22 protein-coding genes are annotated in these 23,694 nt (G+C 47.0%); 1 reads left to right on the forward strand and 21 read right to left on the reverse strand.

Annotated elements, in window-relative coordinates:
• Positions 1–95: 95 nt before the first annotated feature.
• The 14 genes from upp to kal all read right to left on the reverse strand — a co-directional run bounded on the left by upp (position 96) and on the right by kal (position 12,743).
• Positions 96–725 carry a uracil phosphoribosyltransferase gene (upp, locus tag ISALK_RS07495; RefSeq protein ID WP_160720798.1) on the reverse strand — a complete coding sequence of 210 codons (630 nt, stop codon included), beginning with the start codon at positions 723–725 and terminating at the stop codon, positions 96–98.
• Between the two features lie 75 nt (positions 726–800).
• Positions 801–1,256 carry a ribose 5-phosphate isomerase B gene (gene rpiB, locus ISALK_RS07500; protein WP_160720800.1) on the reverse strand — a complete coding sequence of 152 codons (456 nt, stop codon included), beginning with the start codon at positions 1,254–1,256 and terminating at the stop codon, positions 801–803.
• 51 nt (positions 1,257–1,307) lie between these two features.
• Positions 1,308–1,838, reverse strand: a complete 531-nt coding sequence (locus ISALK_RS07505; RefSeq protein ID WP_160720802.1) for a low molecular weight protein arginine phosphatase — start codon at positions 1,836–1,838, stop codon at positions 1,308–1,310.
• Positions 1,835–3,133: an L-threonylcarbamoyladenylate synthase gene (locus ISALK_RS07510; RefSeq protein ID WP_160720804.1), complete on the reverse strand. Its 1,299-nt coding sequence runs from the start codon at positions 3,131–3,133 to the stop codon at positions 1,835–1,837. Before ISALK_RS07510 ends, ISALK_RS07505 begins: the two co-directional genes overlap by 4 nt.
• Positions 3,134–3,415: 282 nt before the next feature.
• Positions 3,416–4,489, reverse strand: coding sequence for a peptide chain release factor 1 (gene prfA / locus ISALK_RS07515; RefSeq protein ID WP_160720806.1), 1,074 nt, complete (start codon positions 4,487–4,489; stop codon positions 3,416–3,418).
• Between the two features lie 73 nt (positions 4,490–4,562).
• Positions 4,563–5,492, reverse strand: a complete 930-nt coding sequence (gene prmC, locus ISALK_RS07520; RefSeq protein WP_160720808.1) for a peptide chain release factor N(5)-glutamine methyltransferase — start codon at positions 5,490–5,492, stop codon at positions 4,563–4,565.
• Between the two features lie 85 nt (positions 5,493–5,577).
• Positions 5,578–5,916, reverse strand: a complete 339-nt coding sequence (locus ISALK_RS07525) for a DsrE family protein (RefSeq protein ID WP_160720810.1) — start codon at positions 5,914–5,916, stop codon at positions 5,578–5,580.
• A 221-nt stretch (positions 5,917–6,137) separates the two neighbouring features.
• Positions 6,138–6,716, reverse strand: a complete 579-nt coding sequence (locus ISALK_RS07530) for a thymidine kinase (RefSeq protein ID WP_371723732.1) — start codon at positions 6,714–6,716, stop codon at positions 6,138–6,140.
• 108 nt (positions 6,717–6,824) lie between these two features.
• On the reverse strand, positions 6,825–7,049 hold the full coding sequence (gene rpmE / locus ISALK_RS07535) for a 50S ribosomal protein L31 (RefSeq protein WP_160720814.1): 225 nt from the start codon (positions 7,047–7,049) through the stop codon (positions 6,825–6,827).
• Positions 7,050–7,184: 135 nt separating this feature from the next.
• Entirely contained in the window at positions 7,185–8,843 is a 1,659-nt protein-coding gene (gene rho, locus ISALK_RS07540; protein WP_160720816.1) for a transcription termination factor Rho, read from the reverse strand.
• A 111-nt stretch (positions 8,844–8,954) separates the two neighbouring features.
• Complete coding sequence (gene glpX / locus ISALK_RS07545) at positions 8,955–9,923, reverse strand: class II fructose-bisphosphatase (protein WP_160720818.1); 969 nt, start codon at positions 9,921–9,923, stop codon at positions 8,955–8,957.
• A 663-nt stretch (positions 9,924–10,586) separates the two neighbouring features.
• Positions 10,587–11,228 (reverse strand): fructose-6-phosphate aldolase, encoded by a 642-nt coding sequence (gene fsa, locus ISALK_RS07550; RefSeq protein WP_160720820.1) that lies wholly within the window; start codon positions 11,226–11,228, stop codon positions 10,587–10,589.
• Positions 11,229–11,396: 168 nt separating this feature from the next.
• Positions 11,397–12,209 carry a 3-keto-5-aminohexanoate cleavage enzyme gene (gene kce / locus ISALK_RS07555; protein ID WP_160720822.1) on the reverse strand — a complete coding sequence of 271 codons (813 nt, stop codon included), beginning with the start codon at positions 12,207–12,209 and terminating at the stop codon, positions 11,397–11,399.
• A gap of 153 nt (positions 12,210–12,362) precedes the next feature.
• Positions 12,363–12,743 (reverse strand): 3-aminobutyryl-CoA ammonia lyase, encoded by a 381-nt coding sequence (gene kal, locus ISALK_RS07560; protein ID WP_160720824.1) that lies wholly within the window; start codon positions 12,741–12,743, stop codon positions 12,363–12,365.
• A gap of 474 nt (positions 12,744–13,217) precedes the next feature.
• On the opposite strand from kal, the gene ISALK_RS07565 reads away from it, so the two are divergent.
• The gene (locus ISALK_RS07565) at positions 13,218–14,630 is read left to right on the forward strand and encodes a sodium-dependent transporter (protein ID WP_160720826.1); all 1,413 of its coding nucleotides are present in this window, start codon (positions 13,218–13,220) and stop codon (positions 14,628–14,630) included.
• Between the two features lie 254 nt (positions 14,631–14,884).
• On the opposite strand, the gene ISALK_RS07570 is transcribed toward ISALK_RS07565, so the two are convergent.
• The 7 genes from ISALK_RS07570 to ISALK_RS07600 form a co-directional block, all read right to left on the reverse strand.
• Positions 14,885–16,213: a hypothetical protein gene (locus ISALK_RS07570; RefSeq protein WP_160720828.1), complete on the reverse strand. Its 1,329-nt coding sequence runs from the start codon at positions 16,211–16,213 to the stop codon at positions 14,885–14,887.
• Between the two features lie 544 nt (positions 16,214–16,757).
• Positions 16,758–17,561, reverse strand: coding sequence for a hypothetical protein (locus ISALK_RS07575; protein WP_160720830.1), 804 nt, complete (start codon positions 17,559–17,561; stop codon positions 16,758–16,760).
• A 220-nt stretch (positions 17,562–17,781) separates the two neighbouring features.
• A complete protein-coding gene (locus ISALK_RS07580) occupies positions 17,782–18,711 on the reverse strand; it encodes an N-acetylmuramoyl-L-alanine amidase family protein (RefSeq protein WP_160720832.1) in 930 nt (309 codons plus the stop codon).
• Positions 18,712–18,889: 178 nt separating this feature from the next.
• Complete coding sequence (locus ISALK_RS07585) at positions 18,890–19,756, reverse strand: transposase (RefSeq protein WP_160720834.1); 867 nt, start codon at positions 19,754–19,756, stop codon at positions 18,890–18,892.
• Between the two features lie 179 nt (positions 19,757–19,935).
• Positions 19,936–21,108, reverse strand: coding sequence for a beta-aspartyl-peptidase (iadA, locus tag ISALK_RS07590; RefSeq protein WP_160720836.1), 1,173 nt, complete (start codon positions 21,106–21,108; stop codon positions 19,936–19,938).
• 189 nt (positions 21,109–21,297) lie between these two features.
• On the reverse strand, positions 21,298–22,224 hold the full coding sequence (locus ISALK_RS07595) for a pseudouridine-5'-phosphate glycosidase (RefSeq protein ID WP_160720838.1): 927 nt from the start codon (positions 22,222–22,224) through the stop codon (positions 21,298–21,300).
• A 46-nt stretch (positions 22,225–22,270) separates the two neighbouring features.
• A complete protein-coding gene (locus ISALK_RS07600) occupies positions 22,271–23,485 on the reverse strand; it encodes an AbrB family transcriptional regulator (RefSeq protein WP_160720840.1) in 1,215 nt (404 codons plus the stop codon).
• Between the last annotated feature and the right edge of the window lie 209 nt (positions 23,486–23,694).

Raw genomic sequence — 23,694 nt, forward strand, 5'->3', positions numbered from 1 at the left:
TGCGTCTAGCTCCCAGGAGGAGGATGACAAAAACTCCGTCCCCATGTCATCTTTCTTCCGGGAGGGAGATGACAAAAACTCCGTCCCGCTGTCATCTATTTGGTGCCGAAAAGTCGATCGCCGGCGTCGCCGAGGCCCGGTACAATGTAGGCGTGATCGTCTAATTTTTCGTCGATGGAAGCCACGTAAATGTCCACATCGGGATGGGTCTCTTTTAAAACTTCAATGCCTTCCGGGGAAGCAATCAGGCAGACAAATTTGATGTTCATGGCCCCTTTGTCCTTTAAAAATTTGATGGCGGCTTTGGCGGATCCACCGGTGGCAAGCATGGGATCCAAGACAATCAATTGCCGTTCGCTGACATCGGAAGGAAGCTTGCAGTAATACTCCACCGGCTCTAAGGTTTGGGGATCCCGGTAAAGACCTACATGACCTACCTTGGCCGCAGGGATCAGTTGAAGAATGCCGTCCACCATGCCGAGGCCTGCCCGTAGAATTGGAACAATGCCCAGTTTTCTTCCGGTTAAGGTTTTGGACATGGTTTTTCCCATAGGGGTTTCAATTTCAATGTCTCTTAGCTGTAAATCCCGGGTTACTTCATAACCCATTAACATGGACATTTCCCGTACCAGATCCCGAAAATCCTTGGATCCCGTCGTCACGTCCCTAAGAAAAGTTAATTTGTGTTGAATCAACGGATGATCTATTACCACCACTTTGCTCATAGTTATACCTCCAGAATTTGTGTTTTGGTTATTTGTTATTCCTTTTGTTACCTTTGCCTGCTTCTTTTTCTGATCTTAGTTTTCCTTTTCCACCTCTTTAATTTTATCCACCCGCTTTTTATGTCGACCGCCTTCAAATTCTGTATGCAGCCAGATATCCACGATCTCCTGGGCCAGTCCTTTTCCGACGACCCGCTCGCCCATGGCCAGGACATTGGTGTCGTTATGCTGCCGGGTGGCCTTTGCGGAAAAACAGTCATGCACCAGTCCGCAGCGGACTCCTTTTACTTTATTGGCAACGATGGATACGCCGATGCCGGTTCCGCAGATAACAATCCCTTTATCAAATTTGTGCTCTGCTACCGCCTTAGCCACAGGATAGGCAAAATCCGGATAGTCACAGGAAGATTTGTCATAGGTTCCGAAATCCTCCACTTGATAACCTTGGTGCTCTAGATGATTCTTGATAAACTCCTTTAGCTCGAATCCTCCATGATCACCGCCGATGGCAATTTTTTCACTCTTCGTCATTATTACACCTCCGCTTTTCATTTAAACCCTTCTTAGTATTATACCGAAGTTTTAGCATTTTTCTAGAATTTTTTCCAGCAAAAGCTCAATTTCTTCATAGATCTCCTGAAAACTCAGTTCATATACTTCCACGGAGCCTCCGTAGGGATCGCTGATATCCAAGATGTCATAAGTGTCTTCCACATTTTCACCGTCTTTGTCCTCTTCCTCCCGGTTCTCGGAACTTTCCTTGCAATCCGCGGTGTACTCCTTTAATGTGAATAGTTTGTCCCGGTAGTAACCGGCTTGCTTTCGGTCTTCGATCATTATTTTATGGCCTTCCGTCATGGTCAGGATTAAATCCGCTTCCTCTAACAACTGGTCGTCCACATAGGTGGCCCCGTTTTCATCCAGGGGGATGCCGCCGTTTTCCAAAGCAAATTGGGTCTCGATGGTGGGAGGTTCCCCTTCCTGAGCAAAGAGCCCCGCGGAGCTTACTTCAAAGTCCTGCCCACGCCCTTCTTCTTCCAGTAAATCCTTCAAAATCGCTTCCGCCATTACACTCCGGCAGGTGTTTCCCGTACATACAAACAGTATTTTCATGATCGATCCTCCTCATCCACATACAGTATGTTTTGTCCCGCAGCCTTGGATAAACGGTTCATAATAGCGTAACCTATCTCCCGGTCCTCTAAGGCTTCCGCTAAAATAATCCCTACATCGGTTTGATCAAAATCTCTGAGGATGGCAAAAAGGTTCGCCGCCATTTTCTCCACCCTTTTTTCACTGCCCAGGGTTCGGATGCAGGGTCCCTCCGGGAAACCCTTTTCTCTTGAAACCGTGGTCCCGCTTTCGCTGTTCTTTTCGGTATCTACAGGCTTGGTTTTTGCAGCAGAACTTTTACCATAAACCCCTTCGTAGTATTCCAAATTTTCATCCACTGTAATAATACCCACTTTTTCTCCCGATTCCCGGTAAGACTTTTCCAGTTCCTTGACCCTGTTTAACACATTTTTCCGCTTTCCCCGAAGAATCAACACCTTGGCCTTCGGGGCATAATGGGTGTACTTCATACCCGGGGACCGGACTTTTCCCGGGAAATCTCCCGACGCCTTTGAGGACTGTCCCCGGTCGATAACATCCAGATGCTGATCCCGGCGGATCGGGCCGATGACCTCCCGGATCATTTTCTGGGTGATGCCCCCGGGCCGAAGGAGCATCGGGGGTTCCACGGTCATATCAATGACCGTGGATTCTATGCCCACGGCGCAGCTGCCGCCGTCAATGATCCCGTGGATCTTTCCCTCCAGGTCCTCCCATACATGCTCGGCCCTGGTGGGGCTGGGCTTTCCCGAAGCATTGGCGCTGGGCGCCACTAAGGGAACGCCGCTGATTTCGATTAAGGCCTTGGCCACGGGATGGTCCGGCATGCGCAGGGCCACGGTGTCCCCCCCGGCGGTAACAATGTGGGGGATGATATCCCGTTTTTTGAAAATCATGGTCAAAGGCCCCGGCCAAAAGGCCTCCATCAGTTTGATCGCCTTTTCCGGGACCGACTGCACCAGTTCAAACACCTCTTCCATCCTTGTGATGTGAACGATCAACGGATTATCCGAAGGTCTTCCCTTGGCGGCGAAGATCTTTTCGATTCCTGCGGGGTCCAAGGCGCTGGCCCCCAGGCCGTACACGGTTTCCGTGGGAAAGGCCACCACCCCGGATTTTTCAATCATTTGCCCGAAGGGGTACAGTGCAAACAGCAAATCCTCCTTGGAACCGTGGGGATCCACCGTGGTCATTACCGTATGGATTTTTTCGGTCTCTTTCTCTACCTCTAGGGAATTATTAAATTTTTTTTGTTGCTTCATTTTTTTTTGTTGCTTCGAATTTTTCTGATCCATTTTTTTCACCCGATATCCATTTTTTTCTCCGGTGCATTTTTTTCACCTGATATCCATTTTTTCTCCGGTGCATTTTTTTCACCTGATATCCATTTTTTCTCCGGTGCATTTTTTTCACCTGATATCCATTTTTTCTCCGGTGCATTTTCCTCACCGGCAGGATTCCGTATTCTGCGCCGTCACCTTTTGGCTTTCCCAAGGCTTTCCGCCGCCGAGCCATGCCTTAAGTCGAAAAAATTCGCAAAAAAAGCTGAGGTTCTCTCAACTTTTTGAACTGCACGATTAGTCTTGTATTTCCTTTAGTTTCTCCGCTTGCTCCGAAGTACGAAGGGCATCGATCATCTCATAAATATCCCCGTCCATAAAAGCATCCAGTTTATAAATGGTTTTGTTAATTCGATGGTCCGTAATCCGTCCCTGGGGGAAGTTATAGGTTCGGATCCGATCGCTCCGGTCTCCCGATCCTACTTGGGATTTTCGATCCGCGGCGATTTCATCCTCCTGCTTTTGCACCATATCATCCAGCACCCGGGCCTTTAGAATCTTCAGGGCCTTGTCCTTGTTCTTCAGCTGGGACTTCTCATCCTGACAGGAAGAAACCACACCGGTGGGAATATGGGTAATACGAACCGCGGAATCCGTGGTGTTTACACTTTGTCCACCGTGACCGGAGGCCCTAAATACATCGATCCGCAGATCATTAGGGGAAATTTCCAACTCCACGTCATCCACTTCCGGCAGTACCGCCACCGTTGCCGCCGAGGTATGAATTCGTCCGCTGGACTCCGTTTCCGGAACCCGCTGTACCCGGTGACCGCCGCTTTCATATTTCATCAGGGAATAGGCTTCGCTCCCCTTTACCATAAATACCACTTCTTTATAACCGCCGGATTCCGATTCACTTAAATTCAAAATCTCCACTTTCCAGCCTTGACGCTCGGCAAATCGGGAGTACATTCGAAATAAGTCCCCGGCAAAGATGGCGGCTTCGTCCCCGCCGGCACCGGAACGGACTTCCACAATCACATTTTTCTCGTCGTTGGGATCCTTGGGAATCAGCATCATTTTCAGCTCTTCTTCCAAGGCTTCCTTTTGGGCTTCCAGATCTTTTATTTCTTCCTTGGCCATTTCCTTTAATTCTTCATCGGCCCCGCGATCATCAATGATCTCCTTGGCCTCCTCATAATCTTCCTTGACGGAAGTATATTCTTTATACTTGGTAATAATCGGCTCCAGACCTGCATGTTCCTTAACCAGTTTTTGCCATCTTTTCTGATCGTTAACCACCTCGGGGTCACTGATTATCTGGCCTAAATCCTCATATTTTTGTTTTACCGAATCTAACTTATCCAGCATTCTGCTTACACCTCATCCTTAAATTTGGCTTTTTCCAAAAGCCCGTATATTCACTACCTTTTATTATATCATATTAACGCTTGCCAATCACTACCCGATCCCGATTTTCTAAATCCTTCAGTATATAGGCCCCGGTAAAGCCCGCCTGTTCTACGATTCTTCTTACGCTGATGCCTTGGTCCCATCCGATTTCAAAAATAAGGTAGCCATCCTTCTTGAGATAGGCCGGGGCCTCTTCCGCAATCTTCCGGTAATAATACAGTCCCTGGTCCTTGGCAAACAGGGCCTCCTCCGGCTCATGATCCTTAACTTCCCTATCTAAGCCATCCTTCCCCTCATAGGGAATGTAGGGGGGATTGGATATAATCAGATCAAACTCTCGTTCTTCCGGTTTCAGCCCCCGGTTTACGGGCTCAAATAAACTTCCCCGGAAAAGCCCTAAGCGATGGGCCACTTGATGTTTTTCGGCATTAATTTCCGTGACGGTGAGAGGGGTATCGGAAACATCCGTCCCCACCATATATAAATTCTTTACATAATGCAGCAGACTTACGGCAATGGCACCGCTTCCCACACCGATATCCAGAGCTCGAAGCTCCCCGATCCGGGAGGCTTTTTCCACTTCCGTGATCTCCGCTTTTTGAAAGCCTTTTTTCTCTGCGATCTTTTTTAAAATTTCAATCCCGGCTTCCACCACTACTTCCGTATCTCCCCGGGGGATTAAGACCCCTTTTTCCACATGAAGCTCAAGGCCCATGAACTCTTTTTTCCCGGTGATATAATGCAGGGGCTCTTCCTTTTTTCGCCGTCGGATCCAGGATTTATAGGCCTCCAGCTGTTCCGGTTCCACTTCCCGTTCGGGATACACATGCAGTACTACCCGTTCGGCGTTCAATACCTCCATCAAAAGCACCTCGGCGTCAAGATCCGGGGTTCGAAGTTTGGTTTCCCGCAGTTGGCTTTTTCCCCATTGTAACAGTTCACCAATCCTTTGTTTTTCCATAAAAATACCCCTTTCCTTCTGAAAGATCGGCTGAAAAACCGATGGACACCGGCAATTTCATCGCAGCTGCTTTCCCAGCGCCTGTTTACATCGTAATCACACGATAACCTTCCTTAATATATCTGCTCATGGAGGGATGTCCTTTGATTTCTCCGGAAATCGGGATCCCCGTGGTTTCATTGTATTCTAAAACCCCCATCTTAGCGGAACAGGCCTTACAGATGGAATCGAACAGTCCCCGGTCCTTTGCCTGTTTGTATAGCTCATTTCCCGACTCTTCCAATTCCTTAAGGAGTTTCACCGCTTCTCCTTCCATAACGATTTTTGCCTCCATGTTTTGATCCGCCATATCCAAAGCATTGATTAACACATGGGCAAAACATAAAAGCTCTCCTTTAAAAGCGAAAAATACTACTTTTTCCATATACATTGCCTCCCTTTCATTCTATATAGATTCCCTACTGTTTCCTCTGCGTGGATCTTGGGTGGTTCTTGAGTGGTTCTTATCTGGATCTTGGGTGGTTCTTGAGTGGTTCTTGAGTGGTTCTTATCTGGATCTTGGATGATTCTTTTCCTGTTATTTACCCGTTTTTGGCGGTTCATTTTATAAATACCATTCTAAATGAATCTTAAACGTATACGGGCTTAATCCCGGAGTACTTCGTGGCATTTCCGGCACCGGGCTTCATAGCTTTCCTTGGCACCGACCAGCACTACGGGGTCCGAGGCTTTCGCCGGCCGTCCGTTGACGATTCGCTGGGTTCTGGTAGCGGGACGCTTACATTTCATACACACCGCCGTCAGCTTGGAGACGTGCTCCGCTACAGCCATGATCTCCGGCACGATATGAAAGGGCTTTCCTTTAAAGTCCATATCCAACCCCGATACGATGACCCGTTTGCCGGAGTCCGCAACTTCCTGACAAAATTCCACCACTTCCTTGGGAAAGAACTGGATTTCATCAATGGACATTACATCAAATTTTTCCTGTTGTACGATTTTTTTCATTTCCTCAATGGATTCCACCACAAAGCAGTCCGCTTCCTTGCCGTTATGGGAGACAATAGAGCTGCCGTTGTAACGGTTGTCAATCTTCGGCTTAAAGGAAAGGACCTTTAGCTCCGCAATTTTCGCCCGATTGATTCGCCGAATCAGCTCCTCGGTTTTTCCTGCATACATGGGCCCTACGATGACCTCTATACTTGCACTGTTGGCATATTCCATTACATCCACCATGTGTTTTCTCCCCCTGAATTATGTATTTAAGTAGCAAAAAATCAAGGCTAGAAGTGCTTTCCAACCTTGATTTATATTTGAGATTCAATTTTGTGTCTATTCTTCCTCTTTTTTCTCTTCGGTCTGAACACCGAATTTTTTGTTGAACTTCTCCACTCGTCCACCTTTTTCCAAGGACTTTTGCTTTCCGGTATAGAACGGATGACAAGCTGAACAGATTTCAACTTTGATCTCATCCTTTGTGGATTTAGTTGTAAAGTTGTTTCCGCAAGCACAGGATACGTCTACCGCTTTGTACTCTGGATGTATATCTTTTGCCATATATTTCACCTCTTTCTTCTTATTCGAATATTGCTTGAAAGTATTATGAAAATACTCAATTACGCATACTCCTGAGATTAACTACTACATTATAGCATAGTCCTTGGAGATATGGCAAGGATTAGATTCCGATATTTATTGCAATTTTTTACGGATCACCTGGACAAATTCCCGGTTGTTCTTGGTTTTCACCAGGGTGCTGATGATTTTTTCCGTGGTATCCTGAACACTGTTGCTGCTCATGGCCCGCCGGATACTGAACATGGCTTCCAATTCCTCGGGGGTAAGGAGTAAATCCTCCCGTCTCGTTCCCGATCGGTTGATATCCACCGCAGGAAATACCCGTTTTTCCGACAGTTTCCGGTCCAGATGCAGTTCCATATTCCCGGTTCCTTTAAATTCCTCGAAGATCACATCATCCATACGGCTACCGGTTTCCACCAAGGCAGTACCGATAATCGTCAGAGAGCCGCCTTCTTCTAAGTTTCTGGCGGCGCCGAAGAATTTTTTCGGCATATGCAGCGCTCCGGGGTCCAAACCTCCCGACAGGGTTCTTCCCGTTGGGGGAATGGTGAGGTTGTAGGCTCTCGCCAGCCGGGTGATGCTGTCCATTAAAATCACCACGTCTTTTTTCTGTTCCACCAAACGCTGGGCCCGATTCAGCACCATTTCCGCCACCTTGATATGATGACTGGGCAGCTCGTCAAAGGTGGAATACACCACTTCCCCGTCAATGGACCGCTTCATATCCGTTACCTCTTCCGGCCGTTCATCAATTAACAGCACGATGATTTCGCTTTCGGGATAGTTCATGGCCACGCTTTTGGCGATCTGTTTTAACAGGATGGTTTTCCCGGCCTTCGGCGGCGCCACGATCATGCCCCGCTGTCCTTTTCCGATGGGAGCGATCAAATCGATCAGCCGGGTGGCCAGTTGATTGCTGGCAAGCTCCAAATTGATACGCTTATTGGGATAAATCGGCGTTAGCTGATCAAAATCCCACCGTTTGTTGGCGATTTCCGGATCCAGGTCATTGATTTTTTTAACATATAACAAGGCGTTATACTTCTCCCCACTTTTGGCCTTCCGGGTGATCCCTGTGATTTTATCCCCGGTTCGCATTTTAAACCGGCGGATCTGGGAAGGGGAAATGTAAATATCGTCGTCGCTGGATAGATAATTATTCATACGTAAAAAACCATAGCCGTCCATATGAATGTCTAGGATACCGTTGGCAACATTCACTTCTTTATCCTGGGAAATTTCGCTTTGCAAATGGGTGGGGAGTCCTTCTTCTCGAGAGGTTTTTTCCTGTTTTTCCTTCGGGTTTACTGCCGGTTCATGGTCTGTTTCGTTGGTTTTTGCTGTGTTGGTTTTTGTTGCGGCGTTTGGAGTGTTGCTTGCGGTGCGATTTGTTGCCGTGTTTTTCGGTGCGGCGCTGCCTGCGGTTTTATTTGCACTGTCGCTTACGGTGTTGCTTGCAGTATTATTTGCGGTGCTTTTCGCTGTGGTGCCGCCTGCTGTGTTGTTTGTACTGTCGCTGTCGGTGCGATTTGTTGCCGTGCTCTTCGCTGTGGTCCCCCCTGCTGTCCCGCCTGTGGTGTTAATCCCACCGTCGCCATCGACGTTGCTTGCCGCGCTTTCCCCGGGTTTTTCCTCTTTTTCCAGGGGCTTTCCCTGTATAAGATCTACCAATTCATGCTTTTTATAACGGTAATAATTTTTGATCCCCAGGGTTTTGGCAATCTCCTTTAAATCCGTCAGTTTCTTTTTTTCCAGTTCTTTTACGTCCAATGTATTCCCGCTGTCAAAGGTTCTTTGGCAACGGAGTCCACCTCCTTTAAGGCTTAGAATGGAGATAGAGGAAGTTCGCCTCCCTCTATCCTTTAATAAATATAATCAATACTAATATGCATAATCCGGTTTGGTTCGGAGTTTATGGGTAGCTTCCACAAATCGGATGGTTCCCGTTTCCGAACGCATAACAATGGAGTGAGTTTTTGCAGTGTCATCTCCGGCATATACCACACCTTTTAGCATATCCCCATGGGTGATTCCCGTGGCAACAAAATAGGCTTCGTTTCCTTTTACCAGATCGTCCATATACAGCACCTGATCCGTATCAAGGCCCAATCGGTCGCATTGCTGTTTTTGCTCTTCCGTGGAACAAACCAGTTTTCCTTGGATCTCTCCACCCATACACTTCATGGCAGCTGCGGTGATGACCCCTTCCGGAGCCCCGCCGACTCCCATTAAGATATCCACGCCGGTACCTTCAACGGCTGTGGCTAAGGCGCTGGCAATATCCCCGTCCTGAAACAGCTTGACTCGGGCGCCGGCATCGATGCACTGTTGAATCAGATCCTTATGTCTTGGCCGGTCAATCACCGTTACGGTTAGATCCTCAATACTTTTGTTTAAGGCTTTGGCCACATTTTGGAGATTCTTTTCCACAGGCCAGTTGATGTCGATCTTTCCCCGGGCTTTGGGCCCTACTGCAATTTTATCCATATAATAGGATGGGGCATTTAACAGACATCCCTTGGGCGCCATAGCAATAACCGCAATGGCATTGGGGGTACCGTTGGCCACAGAGGTGGTGCCTTCCACAGGATCCACGGCAATATCCACTTCCATATCCGCTTCTTCCCAGGCCCCCACTTGCTCTCCGATGTAGAGCATGGGGGCTTCATCCTTTTCCCCTTCTCCAATGATTACCGTCCCTTTGATATCGATGGTATCAAACATCTTTCGCATGCCGTCCACACCGGCCTGATCCGCCGCTTCCTTATCCCTTCGTCCCATCCATCGGGCAGCTCCTAACGCCGCACCTTCGGTTACTCTCACAAGATTGATTGCTAAATTACGATCCATTTATAACACTCCTCTGCTTTGGTAAATTCCCTTAGAATTTTGATCTTCTGTATGTAAAACCCTGTTGCCCGGCGGACACTTACTTTCCTCATTATAGCCCTTTTTTCGTTGAAAATCAAGGAATATGTCAGTTCCATTTCCAATGTACCATACTATTTGCCATAGATCTTTAATTAGGATAGGTCTTAGTGTGGAATCAGCTATAACATAAGGAGAAGCTCTTCGGGAAAATGCTTGAAGCAAGCTCCCTGAAAAGCTCTCAGTGCAAAACCCTGCAAAGGTAGAGGTTCCTCAGCACGAAATCGACCCTTTTTAGCACGAAATCGATCCCCCTTAGCATGAAATCGATCCTCCTTAGCATAATGAAGCTTTACAGCGCAAACTGCAGAGAGGCAGGGCCCCTCTGCAGTTTGTTTCTCTCAGTTTTCGCTTTTTCACTGGCTTTTTCACTGGCTTTTCACTGGCTTTTTCGCCGACTTTTTCAATGGCTTTTTCAATGGCTTTTTCAATGGCTTTTCACTGGCTTTTTCGCCGACTTCTCTGTGCCACTAGCTTGTTTGCCTTTGCAGGCTTATTTGCGCTGGCCAGCGTAGTTGCCTTCACTGGATTTTATACCTTAAGCAACTTTCTTTTTTTGCTGACTTTCCCTTTGATTTTCCCTTTTTAAAAAGCTTCATTCCAATCCGCTAGAAATTTTTCAATCCCGATATCCGTTAAGGGGTGATCCGTCATCATTTTCAAAACCTTAAAGGGCACCGTGGACACATGGGACCCCGCTAAGGCGGCATCGGTCACATGTAGCGGATGACGAATGCTTGCGGCGATGGTTTGGGTGTCGTATCCATGGATATTAAAAATACTGATGATCTCCTCTACAAGATCCATCCCCGTACTTCCGATATCATCCACCCGTCCTAGGAAGGGACTGACATAAGTGGCCCCCGCTTTGGCGGCAAGCAGGGCCTGGTTTGCAGAGAATACCAGGGTTACATTTACTTTAATTCCCTTTTCCGAGAAGATTTTGGTAGCCTTCAGCCCCTCCTTGGTCATGGGAACCTTCACCACAATATTATCATGGATTTTTGCCAGTTCCTCTCCTTCTTCCACCATCTTTTCCGCATCCAGGGCGATGACCTCGGCACTGATGGGACCGTCTACAATCTCTACAATCTCTTTGATGACCTCTTGAAAATCCCGGCCTTCCTTGGCAATCAGCGAGGGATTTGTGGTTACCCCGTCTAAAATTCCCCAACTGGCCGCTTCTTTAATTTCGTCAATATTTGCGGTATCAATAAATAGCTTCATTTTTTTGCCTCCTTGGTACTTTTTTTACTACGGTTTTTTGCTGCAGTTTTTTACTACGATTTTTTGCCGCGGTTTTTGTTACGGTATTAGCTACGGTTTTTTATTGCTGTTTTTGCTACGGTTTTTGCTACGGTATTAGCTACTGTTTTTTTACTACGGTTTTTGCTGCTATTTCAGTCCCAGGATCTCCCGAGCTTCCTCGGGGGTAGCCACTTCCCGGCCCAACTCCTTGGCAATCCTTACGATCCGTTCCACCAGCTCCGCATTGGATTTTGCCAGCACCCCTTTTTCATAATAGACGTTGTCTTCAAAACCAACCCGTACATGGCCGCCGAGAATAATGGCCAGGGTGGCCAAAGGCAGCTCGTGTCGACCGATTCCCGCCACCGTCCAGGTGGAGCCTTCCGGAATTTTATCCGCCATAAACATCAGATCCTCGGGATTTCCCGGTGCCGCCCCGGGGACCCCTAAAACAAAATCAAAATGAAGGGGCTCCTTTAGCAGTCCTTTTTTTAACAGCTTTTTGGCATTTTCAATCATACCCCGCTCAAAGATCTCCAGCTCCGGCTTTACACCCAGCTCCTGCATTCTTTTTGCGAACTTTTCCATGTACTCTTCGGTATTCATAAAAACATCAGGCCCGAAATTTGCGGTACCGCAGCTCAGGGTCGCCATCTCCGGCTTTAACTCCACCGGTTGCAGACGTTCTTCCGGACTGTGCCACACCGCACCCCCGGTGGAGGGCTGAAATATCACATCGCATTTTTCCTCGAGCTTTTCCTTGATCCGACCATAGGTGTCCTTATCCTGGGTCGGGGAGCCGTCGGCTTCCCTTGCATGCACGTGGACAATGGACGCTCCACTTTTATAGCACTGATAAGCGTCCTCGGCAATTTCCTCGGGGGAGATGGCCAGGGCCGGTTGAATATCCTTGGTTACCTCCGCTCCGGTGATCGCCGCGGTAATGATTAATTTTTCCATAATAATCGACCTCCTTCTTTTGCTATTCATCTTCGTTCTTATTCTCATTTTTTATGTTTTGTTCTTATTTCTTATTAATTTCCTATTAGTTTATTTCTTATTAATTTCCGCTTATTTCTTATTAATTTCCGCTTATTTCTTATTAATTTCCCCTTATTTACGCTGTTTATCCTTAGGTACCACACAGGTTCCCCTAGCTTCGCATACGATTTCCGGAGTCTCCAACACATCACAGGCGGAGTCATTGATATCCGGTCGCGGATGTATCACTTTTTTTGCGGTGAACTTCATCTTCCGGGAACTGTTACCGGTTTCAACGATTTCCCCTTCCGCTTCAATATAGTCCCCGGCATACACCGGCGCCTTAAATTCCACGCTTTCATAGGCTACAAACAGACCTTCATCCCCATCGTTACGGATCAATAGTTCCGTGGCCACATCTCCGAAAAACTCCAGCATTTTGGCTCCGTCCACTAAGTTCCCGCCGTAATGGGCGTCATTGGCTCCCATGCGTACTCGAATCATTGCTTTCATTGTTCAAAACCCCTTTCATTAATTAGTTTATTCTTTCTGCTTTCATTATAGGCTATTTTACAGGGAAGTGCCACCATGGAAAAGGGAATTTTTCTTCCAGGCAGAAGTTATTTCTTTCTTTTCGTTAATAAATTCACACAATTGACGGCGCTTTTAAAATATTGCAGGATGTTTTTCTCATGGCACCCTTATTCTTTCCCGGCAACTCTTCGATCTAGGTATTTTTGTTCATATTAATTATTTTTTCAGTCTCAATAAAGTAAATAATCTATTAATATTCCTTGATTTATAGGACCTTAATAGGGTATAATCATATAAATCCCATTAAGTTTACTGATTTTACAGATTCTTTAAACATTTGAATCTGCAGTATCATTTAGAAAGGATTTTAGGAGGTGATCAGAAAACAAATATATGTAAAAGTTTTGTCGGTTTTCGGCAAAAATCTAATTTTATAAGGAGGGAACAAATTTTATGGAAGTAAAACGAGAAAATTGGGGCTCCCGCGTCGGTTTTGTATTAGCCGCAGCAGGATCCGCCGTAGGACTGGGAAACATTTGGCGTTTTCCGTATCTCACCGGTGAAAACGGTGGTAGTGCATTTATTCTTATCTACTTGATGTTCATTGTATTAATCGGGGTCAACGTTATGATTGCAGAGTTTGCCCTGGGTCGTAGTACCGGCCTTGCGGCTGTAGGAGCCATTAAAACCTACTCCCATCGATTCACCTTTGTTGGTGCCATGGGAGTACTGTCTGCATTCTTAATCATGGGCTTTTATCCCGTAGTTGGAGGATGGTCCCTGGCCTATGTTCTGGAATCGGTTACCGGCCTTTATGCCCAAAGTCCCGAGGCCATTGATGAAACCTTCGGTGCCTTTATCACCGGAGCCACCCAGCCACTGTTCTGGATGCTTATTTTCTTAGCAATGAACATCCTGATTGTTGCCAAGGGTATTAAAGGCGGAATTGAAAAAGCCGCGAAGGTGCTAATGCCTACATTATTCATTCTTTTAATATTCATCGCATTTCGAAGTGTTACTCTTGACGGCGCAGGGGATGGATTGGCTTTCCTTTTCCAGCCGGACTTTTCCCAAGTAACCGGTCAAACTTTCTTAGCCGCTTTGGGACAAGCCTTTTTCTCCCTTAGTTTAGGAATGGGAGCCATGATCACCTACGGTTCTTACCTAAGTAAGAAAGAAACCCTTCCAGGAAACGCAGGGATTGTTACTGCACTGGATGTTGGAGTTGCACTCCTTGCTGGTGTTGCAATGTTCCCGGCACTTTTCGCCTTCGGTCTTGAACCTGCACAGGGACCTGGACTGGTATTCGTTGTAATCCCCATGGTTTTTGCTGAAATGGGCGGACTGGGTACACTGTTTGGACTTCTCTTCTTCGTTGCGTTATCCGTGGCAGCGCTAACCTCTTCCGTATCCTTAATGGAGGTTGTAGTTTCCTATTTAATTGACCAACGGGATGTGCAGCGTAAGAAAGCAGTATACGGAACCGGTATTGTAATGGCTTTAATGTCGATTCTCGCCTCTTTATCCATGGGCGTATTCGATCCGCTACCAGTGTTTGAAGTCGGCTTCTTCGACTTATTCGATATCCTGTCCGACAAGGTATTCCTTGGTCTTGGTGGAATGTTCATCGCCATCGTTACCGGTTGGATTGTGGATAAGGAAGTTCTCAGAAAAGAGCTTACCAATGACGGAACCACAAAGTTCGGATTATTTGAAGCTTGGCACTTCCTGATCAAATGGATTATTCCACCGGCAATCTTTATCGTTGCCATCTTTGGAATTATCGACATCGAGCAAACCACAGTTATGCTCTTTGGTATTGCCATCGTTGCAGTATTGGCGATCTTCTCGAAAAAGCTTCACTAAGAAAGCCTATCATTCCGGGGGCGGTTTCCCCCGGGGGAATATAAAAAAAGCAGCGGTTCCGGGATGTCCCGGAACCGCTGCTTTTTTTATGGCTTTCACGGCTTTAGCCTTAGCTTTAGCTCCAAAAAAGTGTACCAGGGGGTCGGACCCCCTGGTACACTTTTAAAGAGTTTTTTGATAAAATAGAATATTTTAGACCACGTTTTATCCTAAAGGCAATTCGTGTAACCTTCAGCATAAAAGGGTGACTAAACTTATGCAACGCCTGACATGCCCAGGACTTTTCTTTTCGCCACAAATAAGAAGCTGCACTCCACCATCTCGGCGATGACCATGGCGCTGGCCCCGATCAAGGCCGGGTTCCGGGGTCCGATAAAGGTTCCCAGGAGCACCGTAAGGACCAAGGTGACAAGGTTCACCATCTTACCTACACTGACAAACTTTGTGCTTTGTCGCTTCATAAACAGTCCCCACAGGTACTGGCGAATCACAAAGAAGATCGGCAGCGCCGCCATAATTTTTAATACATCCGCCGCCATGGTGCTGACCACCTCACTGGTTCCCACAACCTCACTTAATACAAAATGCCCCAAAGGGGTAAACCCTAGGACTCCGATGATTAAGGAAAGACTGCCTCCAATCACTGCGGCAAATCGTTTTACTGATTGATAGCGCTCGGGATGATCTTTTTCCTTCAAAAAGTTGATCGGCACCTGATGAAACATCATCAAGGGGGCTAGAGCCAACACGCCGACGGACCAGCCCACCGCAAAAGCGGATATGGCAATTTCCGGTGCCACGGTTCGGGCGAGACCCGCATTGATAATCGGTCTTGCGGCAGTTCGAAGGGCGGCGGTTAAAAGCAGAGGTATAAAAAACATCATAATCAGACGATTATTCATCTCTTGCCGTCCCTCTTCGAGGTCTCCATTCTTTTGGCTTCGCTCTTCAACGGCCTTTGGAATATCTCTTTGACTTCGATTCATGATAATCGTAACCGTACTGGCTTCAATGAACAGGGCGATGGCAAATATTCCCGGGGCATAATAGGATCCCGGTAAAAAAGTGAAGTAATCCGCCAAGAGCACCATAATTGCCACAAAGATTACCCGGATAAAGGTTCCGATGGTAACCACGGGAGTCATCCTGAGTTTTATGGCTACCCCTTGATAAAAGTCCCTAATCGAGACAAATAAGGGGAAAAACACCAGGATTTTCAGCATGGTTTCCGCTTCGTCCAGTACCGCTCCTTCTACACCGATTAAGGTGTTCATAATCCAACGGGAGAGCCCCGTAAAGGCAAAGATAACAAACAGCCCGACGATTAAAAAGCCCATCAAGGCCACAAAGCGTCGAACTTTGTAATAACTTTTTGCGTCAGTGGTCAAAGAGGTGACCGTATGTTTGATCATAGATACCGGATTTTGAATCATTTGCAAAATACTTTTGGTTACGGCAAAGGCGGAAATTAAAACCTCGGGATTTGGAAACCGGGCCAAAGCCGCATTAAATAAAGAATGGGTCAAGGCAATCATCGCCTGGGTGGCGCCTAAGGGCAGGAAAAATTTCAACTGCTCCATCATAGGAATGCCGTTTTCCTCTCGGACCCGGGCTTTTTCTCTGGACTCTTCCCGTCTAACCGATATATTATCGATAGTATCAACATCCTTTCTGTTGTTACTGTGTTTCTTACAGCTGAAACTGCAGTGAAACTGCACAATTTGATTCTATCTAAATGGAGAGCGTCCCCCACTTCAGTGCGGAAATTTTCAACCAAGATGGAGCTGCAAAACTTATGCGGAGCAGGCAGTTTACGGTGTAGCCGGTATAGCAACTGTCCTTCTCCGCTGATGTAAAGCCCATTGGTTTTTTATCCCCATACAATACTTCGCCAATCTAAATAGTTTCTAAAATTATTATACCACAAAGTCTTTCGCCTTTCAAAGGATTTTAAAAAACGCTCCAAAGAGGTAAGCCTCTCTAAAGCGTTTCGAGATAAAATTGCTTATCTGAATGGCACTGCTGAGGTTTGCTGAGGTTTGCTGCATTTTTCCCCGGTCCTCCCGGTCCCAAACCCCAAACCCCAAGGAACCCTTTCCTAATTCTTAAGAAAACTACTTTTCGTTCTTAGGAAAAACTTCCGTATCGATCTCGCCGGTCCATATACAGATCTACGAAAACCATGGTAGCGATCACCGAGAGTACCAGCAGCAACAGTAAGCTGATAATCCAGCCTGCCGCTCCGAAGGTGTTGATGATCCACTGATACAGAAAGGATAGATCCACAGCCACATTGACTCCTGCTTCCTGTCCGTTCCCTACTGCCCCGGCGGGATCCAGTAAATCCCCCGCGGTGATGAAACCGGCAAAAATATTCAAGCCCAGAACCACCCAGAAGTTGGCTTTCACAAAGGAAATACTGTCTCCATAGGCGCTGGCCACATCAATATCATCCACCACCAGAATCGTATCCCAAAGGGTAACAAACACCAGGGCCACGGCTAAGGCAATCGTTGCAAGGATAATTAAAAAAACACTTCCGGTCCTTGCCAAAACATAAACCAGGGGAACAAAAACCAGCAGCACACAAACGATCAGAAACATGCTTCCCCCAAAAACTTTGAACCCGAAATGTTTCATTCCTTCAAAGTAATCTGCCACTTCCACCGGCTCCTCTTCATCGGGATCGTAGACTTTCTTGATCATATAGATTTTTCCTGCCAGCATAAAAGATGCCACAAGCCCCATAATCGCCACCAGGGAAATTATTGTGAACAAGCTTGTCCGAGGCCCTCCCAGAGCCCCGCCGAAGGTCATAATCAGCAGCATCCCCGTCAACAGCACTTCCATTACCCCGGCAAATAATAATATCCGGTTGTTGAATAATATCTTAAAACTGTCTCCTATGTACTGAAATAATCCTTTTTGCATGCCCTACCGCCCCCTGTAGTTTTTATATCCTGTACATTGTATCATAATTTTTTATTTATTGACAATTCTATTTGATGGCAGGATGACAGGGATGACAGCGGGACGGAGTTTTTGTCATCTCTCAACTTTTTCGAGGCACAATCCCTCCTGGAAAACAAAGGCGGAAACCGGTGCGATCCACCCTGCTCAAAGCATAAGTAAAGAAACCAGTGGCGATGCACTACATTCCTTTTTCACTGTGATCTACTAGGAACTTATATACCGTATCCGCGATAGCTTCTGCCCGTTGCTGCTGCGTAATCGGATCAATGATTCCTTCCAACTCCTCTAAATTGGTCATAAATCCTGCCTCAACCAAAACTGCCGGATGCACACTCCGTCTTGCTACAAAATAAGGGGCATCAATGGCTCCGCGATTCCATAATCCGGTCTCGGCCAAAGCCTCCGCTAATTCTTCTGCTAAAATCCCGCTGAGCACCGCTTCTTCAGAAGGGTTTTCTTCAAAGGGTTCTAAAGAATCATGGGTGGGATTGGAGAATGCTTCATTTCCCTCAGCATCGTAGTAGACATAGTTTTTCCGCCCTTCCTCATTCCCCACTTCTCCGATCAATTCATAGACCTGTTCTCCATCCTCCGTACGTAAATAGGCGCTGTCTACAGAAATCAGCGGTCGATAAGTACTGTAAAACACGGTAACCCCTCTTGCTTCTGCATGTATACTGCCATCGTGATGAATGCTCAGGAACAAATCCGCCTCCATCCCGTTGGCGATTTTCATACGCTTTGAAAGACTTAAATCATAATCCTCGGAGTAGTGCCGGGTATACTCCAGGGTGATTCCCCGATCCTCCAGTTCCTTTGCAACTTTTTCCGTCAGTTGATTGTTCAGATCCTTCTCATCATATCCAAAGGCCTGTCTCCCAGTCTCCGTGCCGCCATGTCCTGGATCCAGGATCACCACGAAATCTCTTTTCTCTTGATCCTCTTCTCCGGCTCCCCCGATTACATTTTCCGCCCCCTTGCCAACATCTTCTTCCACTATGATCGGAGCTGCCACACTTTCTTCCTCCCCCTGGCATCCCACACCAAATACTATCATCAATCCCAAGATCATAATCCCTATCCATCGAACTCCCAGTGTTTTTTTCATTTTCTTCGCTCCATTTCTTATTGGTGAGTAACAAGGATGACAGCGGGACGGAGTTTTTGTCATCTTTTTGGAAACTGTCCGCCTCAATATCTCCGTTAATTTTCATAGGTACAACATCCAGGACCCAGATTCTAAAAAACACCTCTAAAAAGATCTCAAAATAACCCCTAGAAACCTTCTATTTAAGAGCTTTTTGAATCACACCTCTTCCAATCCCCAAGGCCTTTTCCATTTGCCGGATACTGGCTCCCGTTTCTTCCTTGAATTTTTTAATCCTGGCATTCCTGTCGGTTATGGAAATCCCCTGCAACTCCTGAAATCTCCGATTGCATTCCATGAAATTTTTGATTCCTTTTTCCGTGATCCTCTTCTTATCGATGAAATCCATGCATGGATCCTCCAAGGATTCCTGATGAAATCGCCGATATTCCTCTTTATTGGAAAATCGATGCCACAAAGGATTGTCGTCGAAGTCATCATCCACGTATACGGGGTTTTTTCTGAGATACTCGCCGTAGCTGCTCCAGGGATAGTCTCCAATTTCATTTACCAGCCCGGCCTTCAAAGGATTCTGATGGATGTAGCGAAAAACCGTATACAGATAGCCTTGATCATTTACCGCTTCGCTTTTGAACCGCCCTTGAAACAAGTGTCCCACCCGGTCATGGGTGGAATTGTGGTACTTTGCATAGCCAACGTTGATCCGCCTTACGGTGTTTCCGATCTCTTCGCCCCCCTCTTTCAATAGGAGATGGACGTGATTTTGCATCATACAGTAGGCCAGGACCTTCCCGTCACTTTTTGCTTTAGCTCTTTGCAGTTGAATCAGAAACTGCTTATGATCTTGATTCTGCAGGAATATGAAGCGTTTGTCAATACCTCTCATCATAATATGGTAAATTCCGGTACTGCTTTTCACTCTGGCATTTCTTGGCACACCGATCCCCTCCTTGGTTTGTTTGGAGATTGCGTTTTCCCAATCTCTGTTGGTCTCTCCCATCCAATGGGCTGTTTTCTGTAACCGTTGAATTTGGATAGATGACAAAAACTCCGTCCCGCCGTCACCTCAAACGTTGAATTTGGGTAGATGACAAAAACTCCGTCCCGCTGTCATCTGCCTCTTAATTATAATATGATTTAAGAGAAAAAAGGTCGCCGGGGAAGCGACATCGAATAAAAAAACACCCTAGAGAATGAATCTCTAGAGTGCCAGCTTCTGTTAACCTACTTTTCAAAGGTTCCTTTAATTGCAATTTCTTTTTCCCGGATCATCACTTGGTTCATGGCGATGACGGTGTCAATTTCCAGGGATTCATGATCCAAAAGAACCAAATCCCCGTCGAAACCTTTTTTGATTTCTCCTTTGTTTTTAAGCTTAAGAATGGTTGCAGGGTTTTTCGTAATGACGGCCAGGGCCGTGGCAAGGTCTAAGCCTTCGCTGAGCACTGCGTCCCGCACCTCTTCATACAACGAGGTTACTCGGCCCACTTGCAGTCCGATGTAATTCCCCTGCCGGTCAAAATCCGGAAGGCTTCCCTGCCCGTCGGAGCTAAAGGTGATCTGCTCCAGTTTGATTCCCAATTTCAGGGCTCTTACCAAGGCCTTGGAGCACTTCCTTTCTCCCTCTTCCAAAAACCTCTTCGTTGTGGAGGTGGTAAAATCCATTAGTCCCCCTTTTTTTCCGTAGGCGATGGCCTTTTGAAACAGCTCCTCATCCCGGTTCATATGGGTGGGAAGAAACTGAGTCGGCGGGATTTCCGTTTTGTCGATGATTTTTTCAAGATACTCCAGCCCCCGCTCTCCGCTTCCGAGATGGATATTGACCACACCGGCTTTTCCCGACAGGATGCCGCCGACCCGGGCCTCCGCCGTCAGCCTTTCCAGCTCTTCTATTGTTGGCTGAGAGGACCGGTGGTCCGACAGGGCGATTTCTCCGACGCCGATGATTTTATCGATCAGAATCAAATCCTCCTGGATGGATCCCGTGGTGGTTCGAACCGGCACTTGATAGGAGCCGGTATAGCAGTAGGCGGAGACTCCTTCTTCTTCGAGGCCCCGGGCTTTGGCTATTAGGGATTTCATATCCCGGGTAAACCCGTCGGTTCCAAGACAACCCACCACGGTGGTTACACCGCCTTTGGTTATATCCGTCAGCATAATTTCCGGGGTCCGGGTTTTAAATCCCCCTTCTCCGCCGCCTCCCAACAGATGTACATGGGAGTCGATAAATCCCGGCACAACCTTCTTTTCGGTAGCATCAATCACTTTGACCTCCAGGCCCTCGGGGGTCGGAATGCTCTTTCCAATCATGGCGATTTTTGTGCCCGCAAGTAAAATATCCTGCTTTCCTAAGTAATCCGGTCCGTAAACTTCTCCGTTTTTTATCAGGGTTAGCATTTTCTCACTCCATTTCCTAAATAGTTTTAACGTTGCTATACTAAAGTGTCAGAGGCGCCATCAGGCGGCAGAAAAGATGACCGGGCTGACAGCGGGACGGCAGATGACAGGAGATGACAGCGGGACGGAGTTTTTGTCATCTTTTTATTTTTAGATGACAAAAACTCCGTCCCGCTGTCATCCCATCCTTTAGCGGTACAAAATATCATTCAATTCCTTGGCCAGGGCGGCGCCGACTTTGGCGTTATTATACAGCAGGGCCCCGTTGCTTTTAATCCAGGCGTCCCCTACATTGCTTTTGATCCGGTTATGAAGATAAGCGGTCCAGGCCTTTCCCTGAATGTTCTCCTTTTTACCTTCCATGAAGCCTTCCTCCACGCTGCGGTCGATCAGGTCCTGGTCCAGAGCGTCCTCTATCGGAATCGGATTCGCCGCCACGACACCCCCCTTTAAGCCCAGGGCCCATTTAAATTTAATGGCCAGGGCCAGCTCCTTCTCGTCTTCCACGAAAGTGTTTACGCCGTAGCCGCTTTTTGCGGTGTAAAAAGCGGGAAACTCCGAAGTTCCGTAGCCGATTACCGGCACCCCTTTGCTCTCCAGGACCTCTAAGGTTCGACCGATGTCCTGGGTAGGTTTTACCCCGGCGCAGACCACGGCCACGTTGGTCCGGCTCAGCTCCTCTAAGTCAGCGGAAACATCGAAGGTGGTTTCCGCGCCGCAGTGCACCCCGCCGATGGCGCCGGTGACGAAGACTTTGATCTTTGCCAGGTCCGCCAGCACCATGGTGGCGGCCACAGTGGTGGCGCCGTGCTCTTCCCGAGCAAGGATCATCGGGATGTCCCGGCGGCTGGCTTTTTTAATCTCCCGGGACTCTCCCAAAAACTCCAGCTCTTCTTTGGTGAGGCCGATTTTAATTCGCCCCTTGATAATCGCTATGGTTGCAGGTACCGCCCCCTGGGATTCGATAATCCCTCCTACTTTTTTTACAATCTCTATATTCTCCGGGTACGGGAGATTATGGGAAAGGATGGTGGATTCCAAGGCCACCACAGGCTTCCCGTCCAATAAAGCATTTTTTACATCCTTTGCGTATTCCAAATATCGATCAATTCTCATCAAATCACCCTTTCAACCCATGGTATTTTCTCTATACTTACCCCGACTAACCCATTAAAATCATAAAAGCAAAGGGAACCACCAACTTAATCGACATGATCCGACCCAGATGAAGCATCGACACGATAAAGGGGTTTTTATCATATTTGATCGCCAGGGTACTCATCACCGTAAAGCCTGCCGGCGCCGCGGCTAAAAAGCAGGTGGGAAAGTCCCAGTCCGTAATCTTTTCAAGAAGCTTCGCCACCAAAATAGAGGTTCCGAATACCACCACCGTAGACAGTACCACCGGCAGTATCAGCTCTCCCGAGGTCAGCATATCCATGGTTTCACTGGAAAAATTGTCGGATATGGTAATGGCAATCCCGATCAGCAAAAATTCGAAGGTAAAGGAGGATGGGGCCTTGATTCTGACTCCGTAAATGGAAGCCACCGCTATAAAAACCATGGCTCCCACCATTCCCCCCGCCGGCACTCCGAAGTTGTAAAACACGTAACCCCCCAGAGCCGCAAGGCCAATAGACACTCCCCGGATTTTAAAACTGTAAACAAACTTTTCTTTACTGGAAAATAAGGCTTTGAGTTTTTGACGGAACCGTTTAATGTCCCGAATATAGGGTTCCATAAAGGTAGGGGTTTTCCTCCGAACACCACTGTCGCTGCTCTGTGGTACCGCTACGCTTTTGGACTGATCCGCAGAAGTCTTCCCGCCTTCTTTTACAACGGTATCCACCAGGGTTTTTCTTCCCCTTACCATGAAGCGCTTAAAAATAACGGGAAACAAAAACATCGTAGCCATCATCCGAACCGTATGCATAATCACCACAACCGTAATATCCGCCGACGTTTCCATGGATAAAATAGTCATCTCCGGAAGCCCGCCCATACTGGATGAGAGGATCGACGTAAAAAGGTCCAACTCCGTAACCCGGTGCAGACCGTAACCAAACCCGAAAACGATGAGCATGGTCCAGATAATAATTACAATCGCCGGTTTCAGTAAAGATTTTAAATCCTTCACCGTCTCCTTGGTGATTTTCGATCCGATAAAGATCCCCAAAATAATTTGCACAATGGGGGAGATAAAACCGGGGGCATAGGGAATATCCACCTCTAAAATTCTAAGGGTTCCGATAAACACCATGGTCCCTAAAATCCCCGGTACAGGGAGTTTTAAAAAAGAAAACACCAACCATCCCGCCACACCGATGGAAAAAAGAAGCAGGGTATCGGCGATAATTTGTATCCATCCTTCGATCATTCTTTGGTCTCCTTTTCTTATGTTTGAACCTCTCCTTTGAACCTCTCGCGTCTGAGATCCCAAAGTTCTTCATGATATATTAAACTGAGATTTGCCAATTCAAATTGTTTTTTGTAGTTTTGCCGTGTTCTTCGCTTTCCTAAATAGTATAACATATCCCTTCCGGTTTTTTCTCTTTTCACCCATCAAAAAAACCCAAAAAGGTTTTT

Origin of the sequence: Isachenkonia alkalipeptolytica, assembly GCF_009910325.1 — a bacterium.
In the GTDB taxonomy this organism is placed as follows: Bacteria; Bacillota; Clostridia; order Peptostreptococcales; family T1SED10-28; genus Isachenkonia; species Isachenkonia alkalipeptolytica.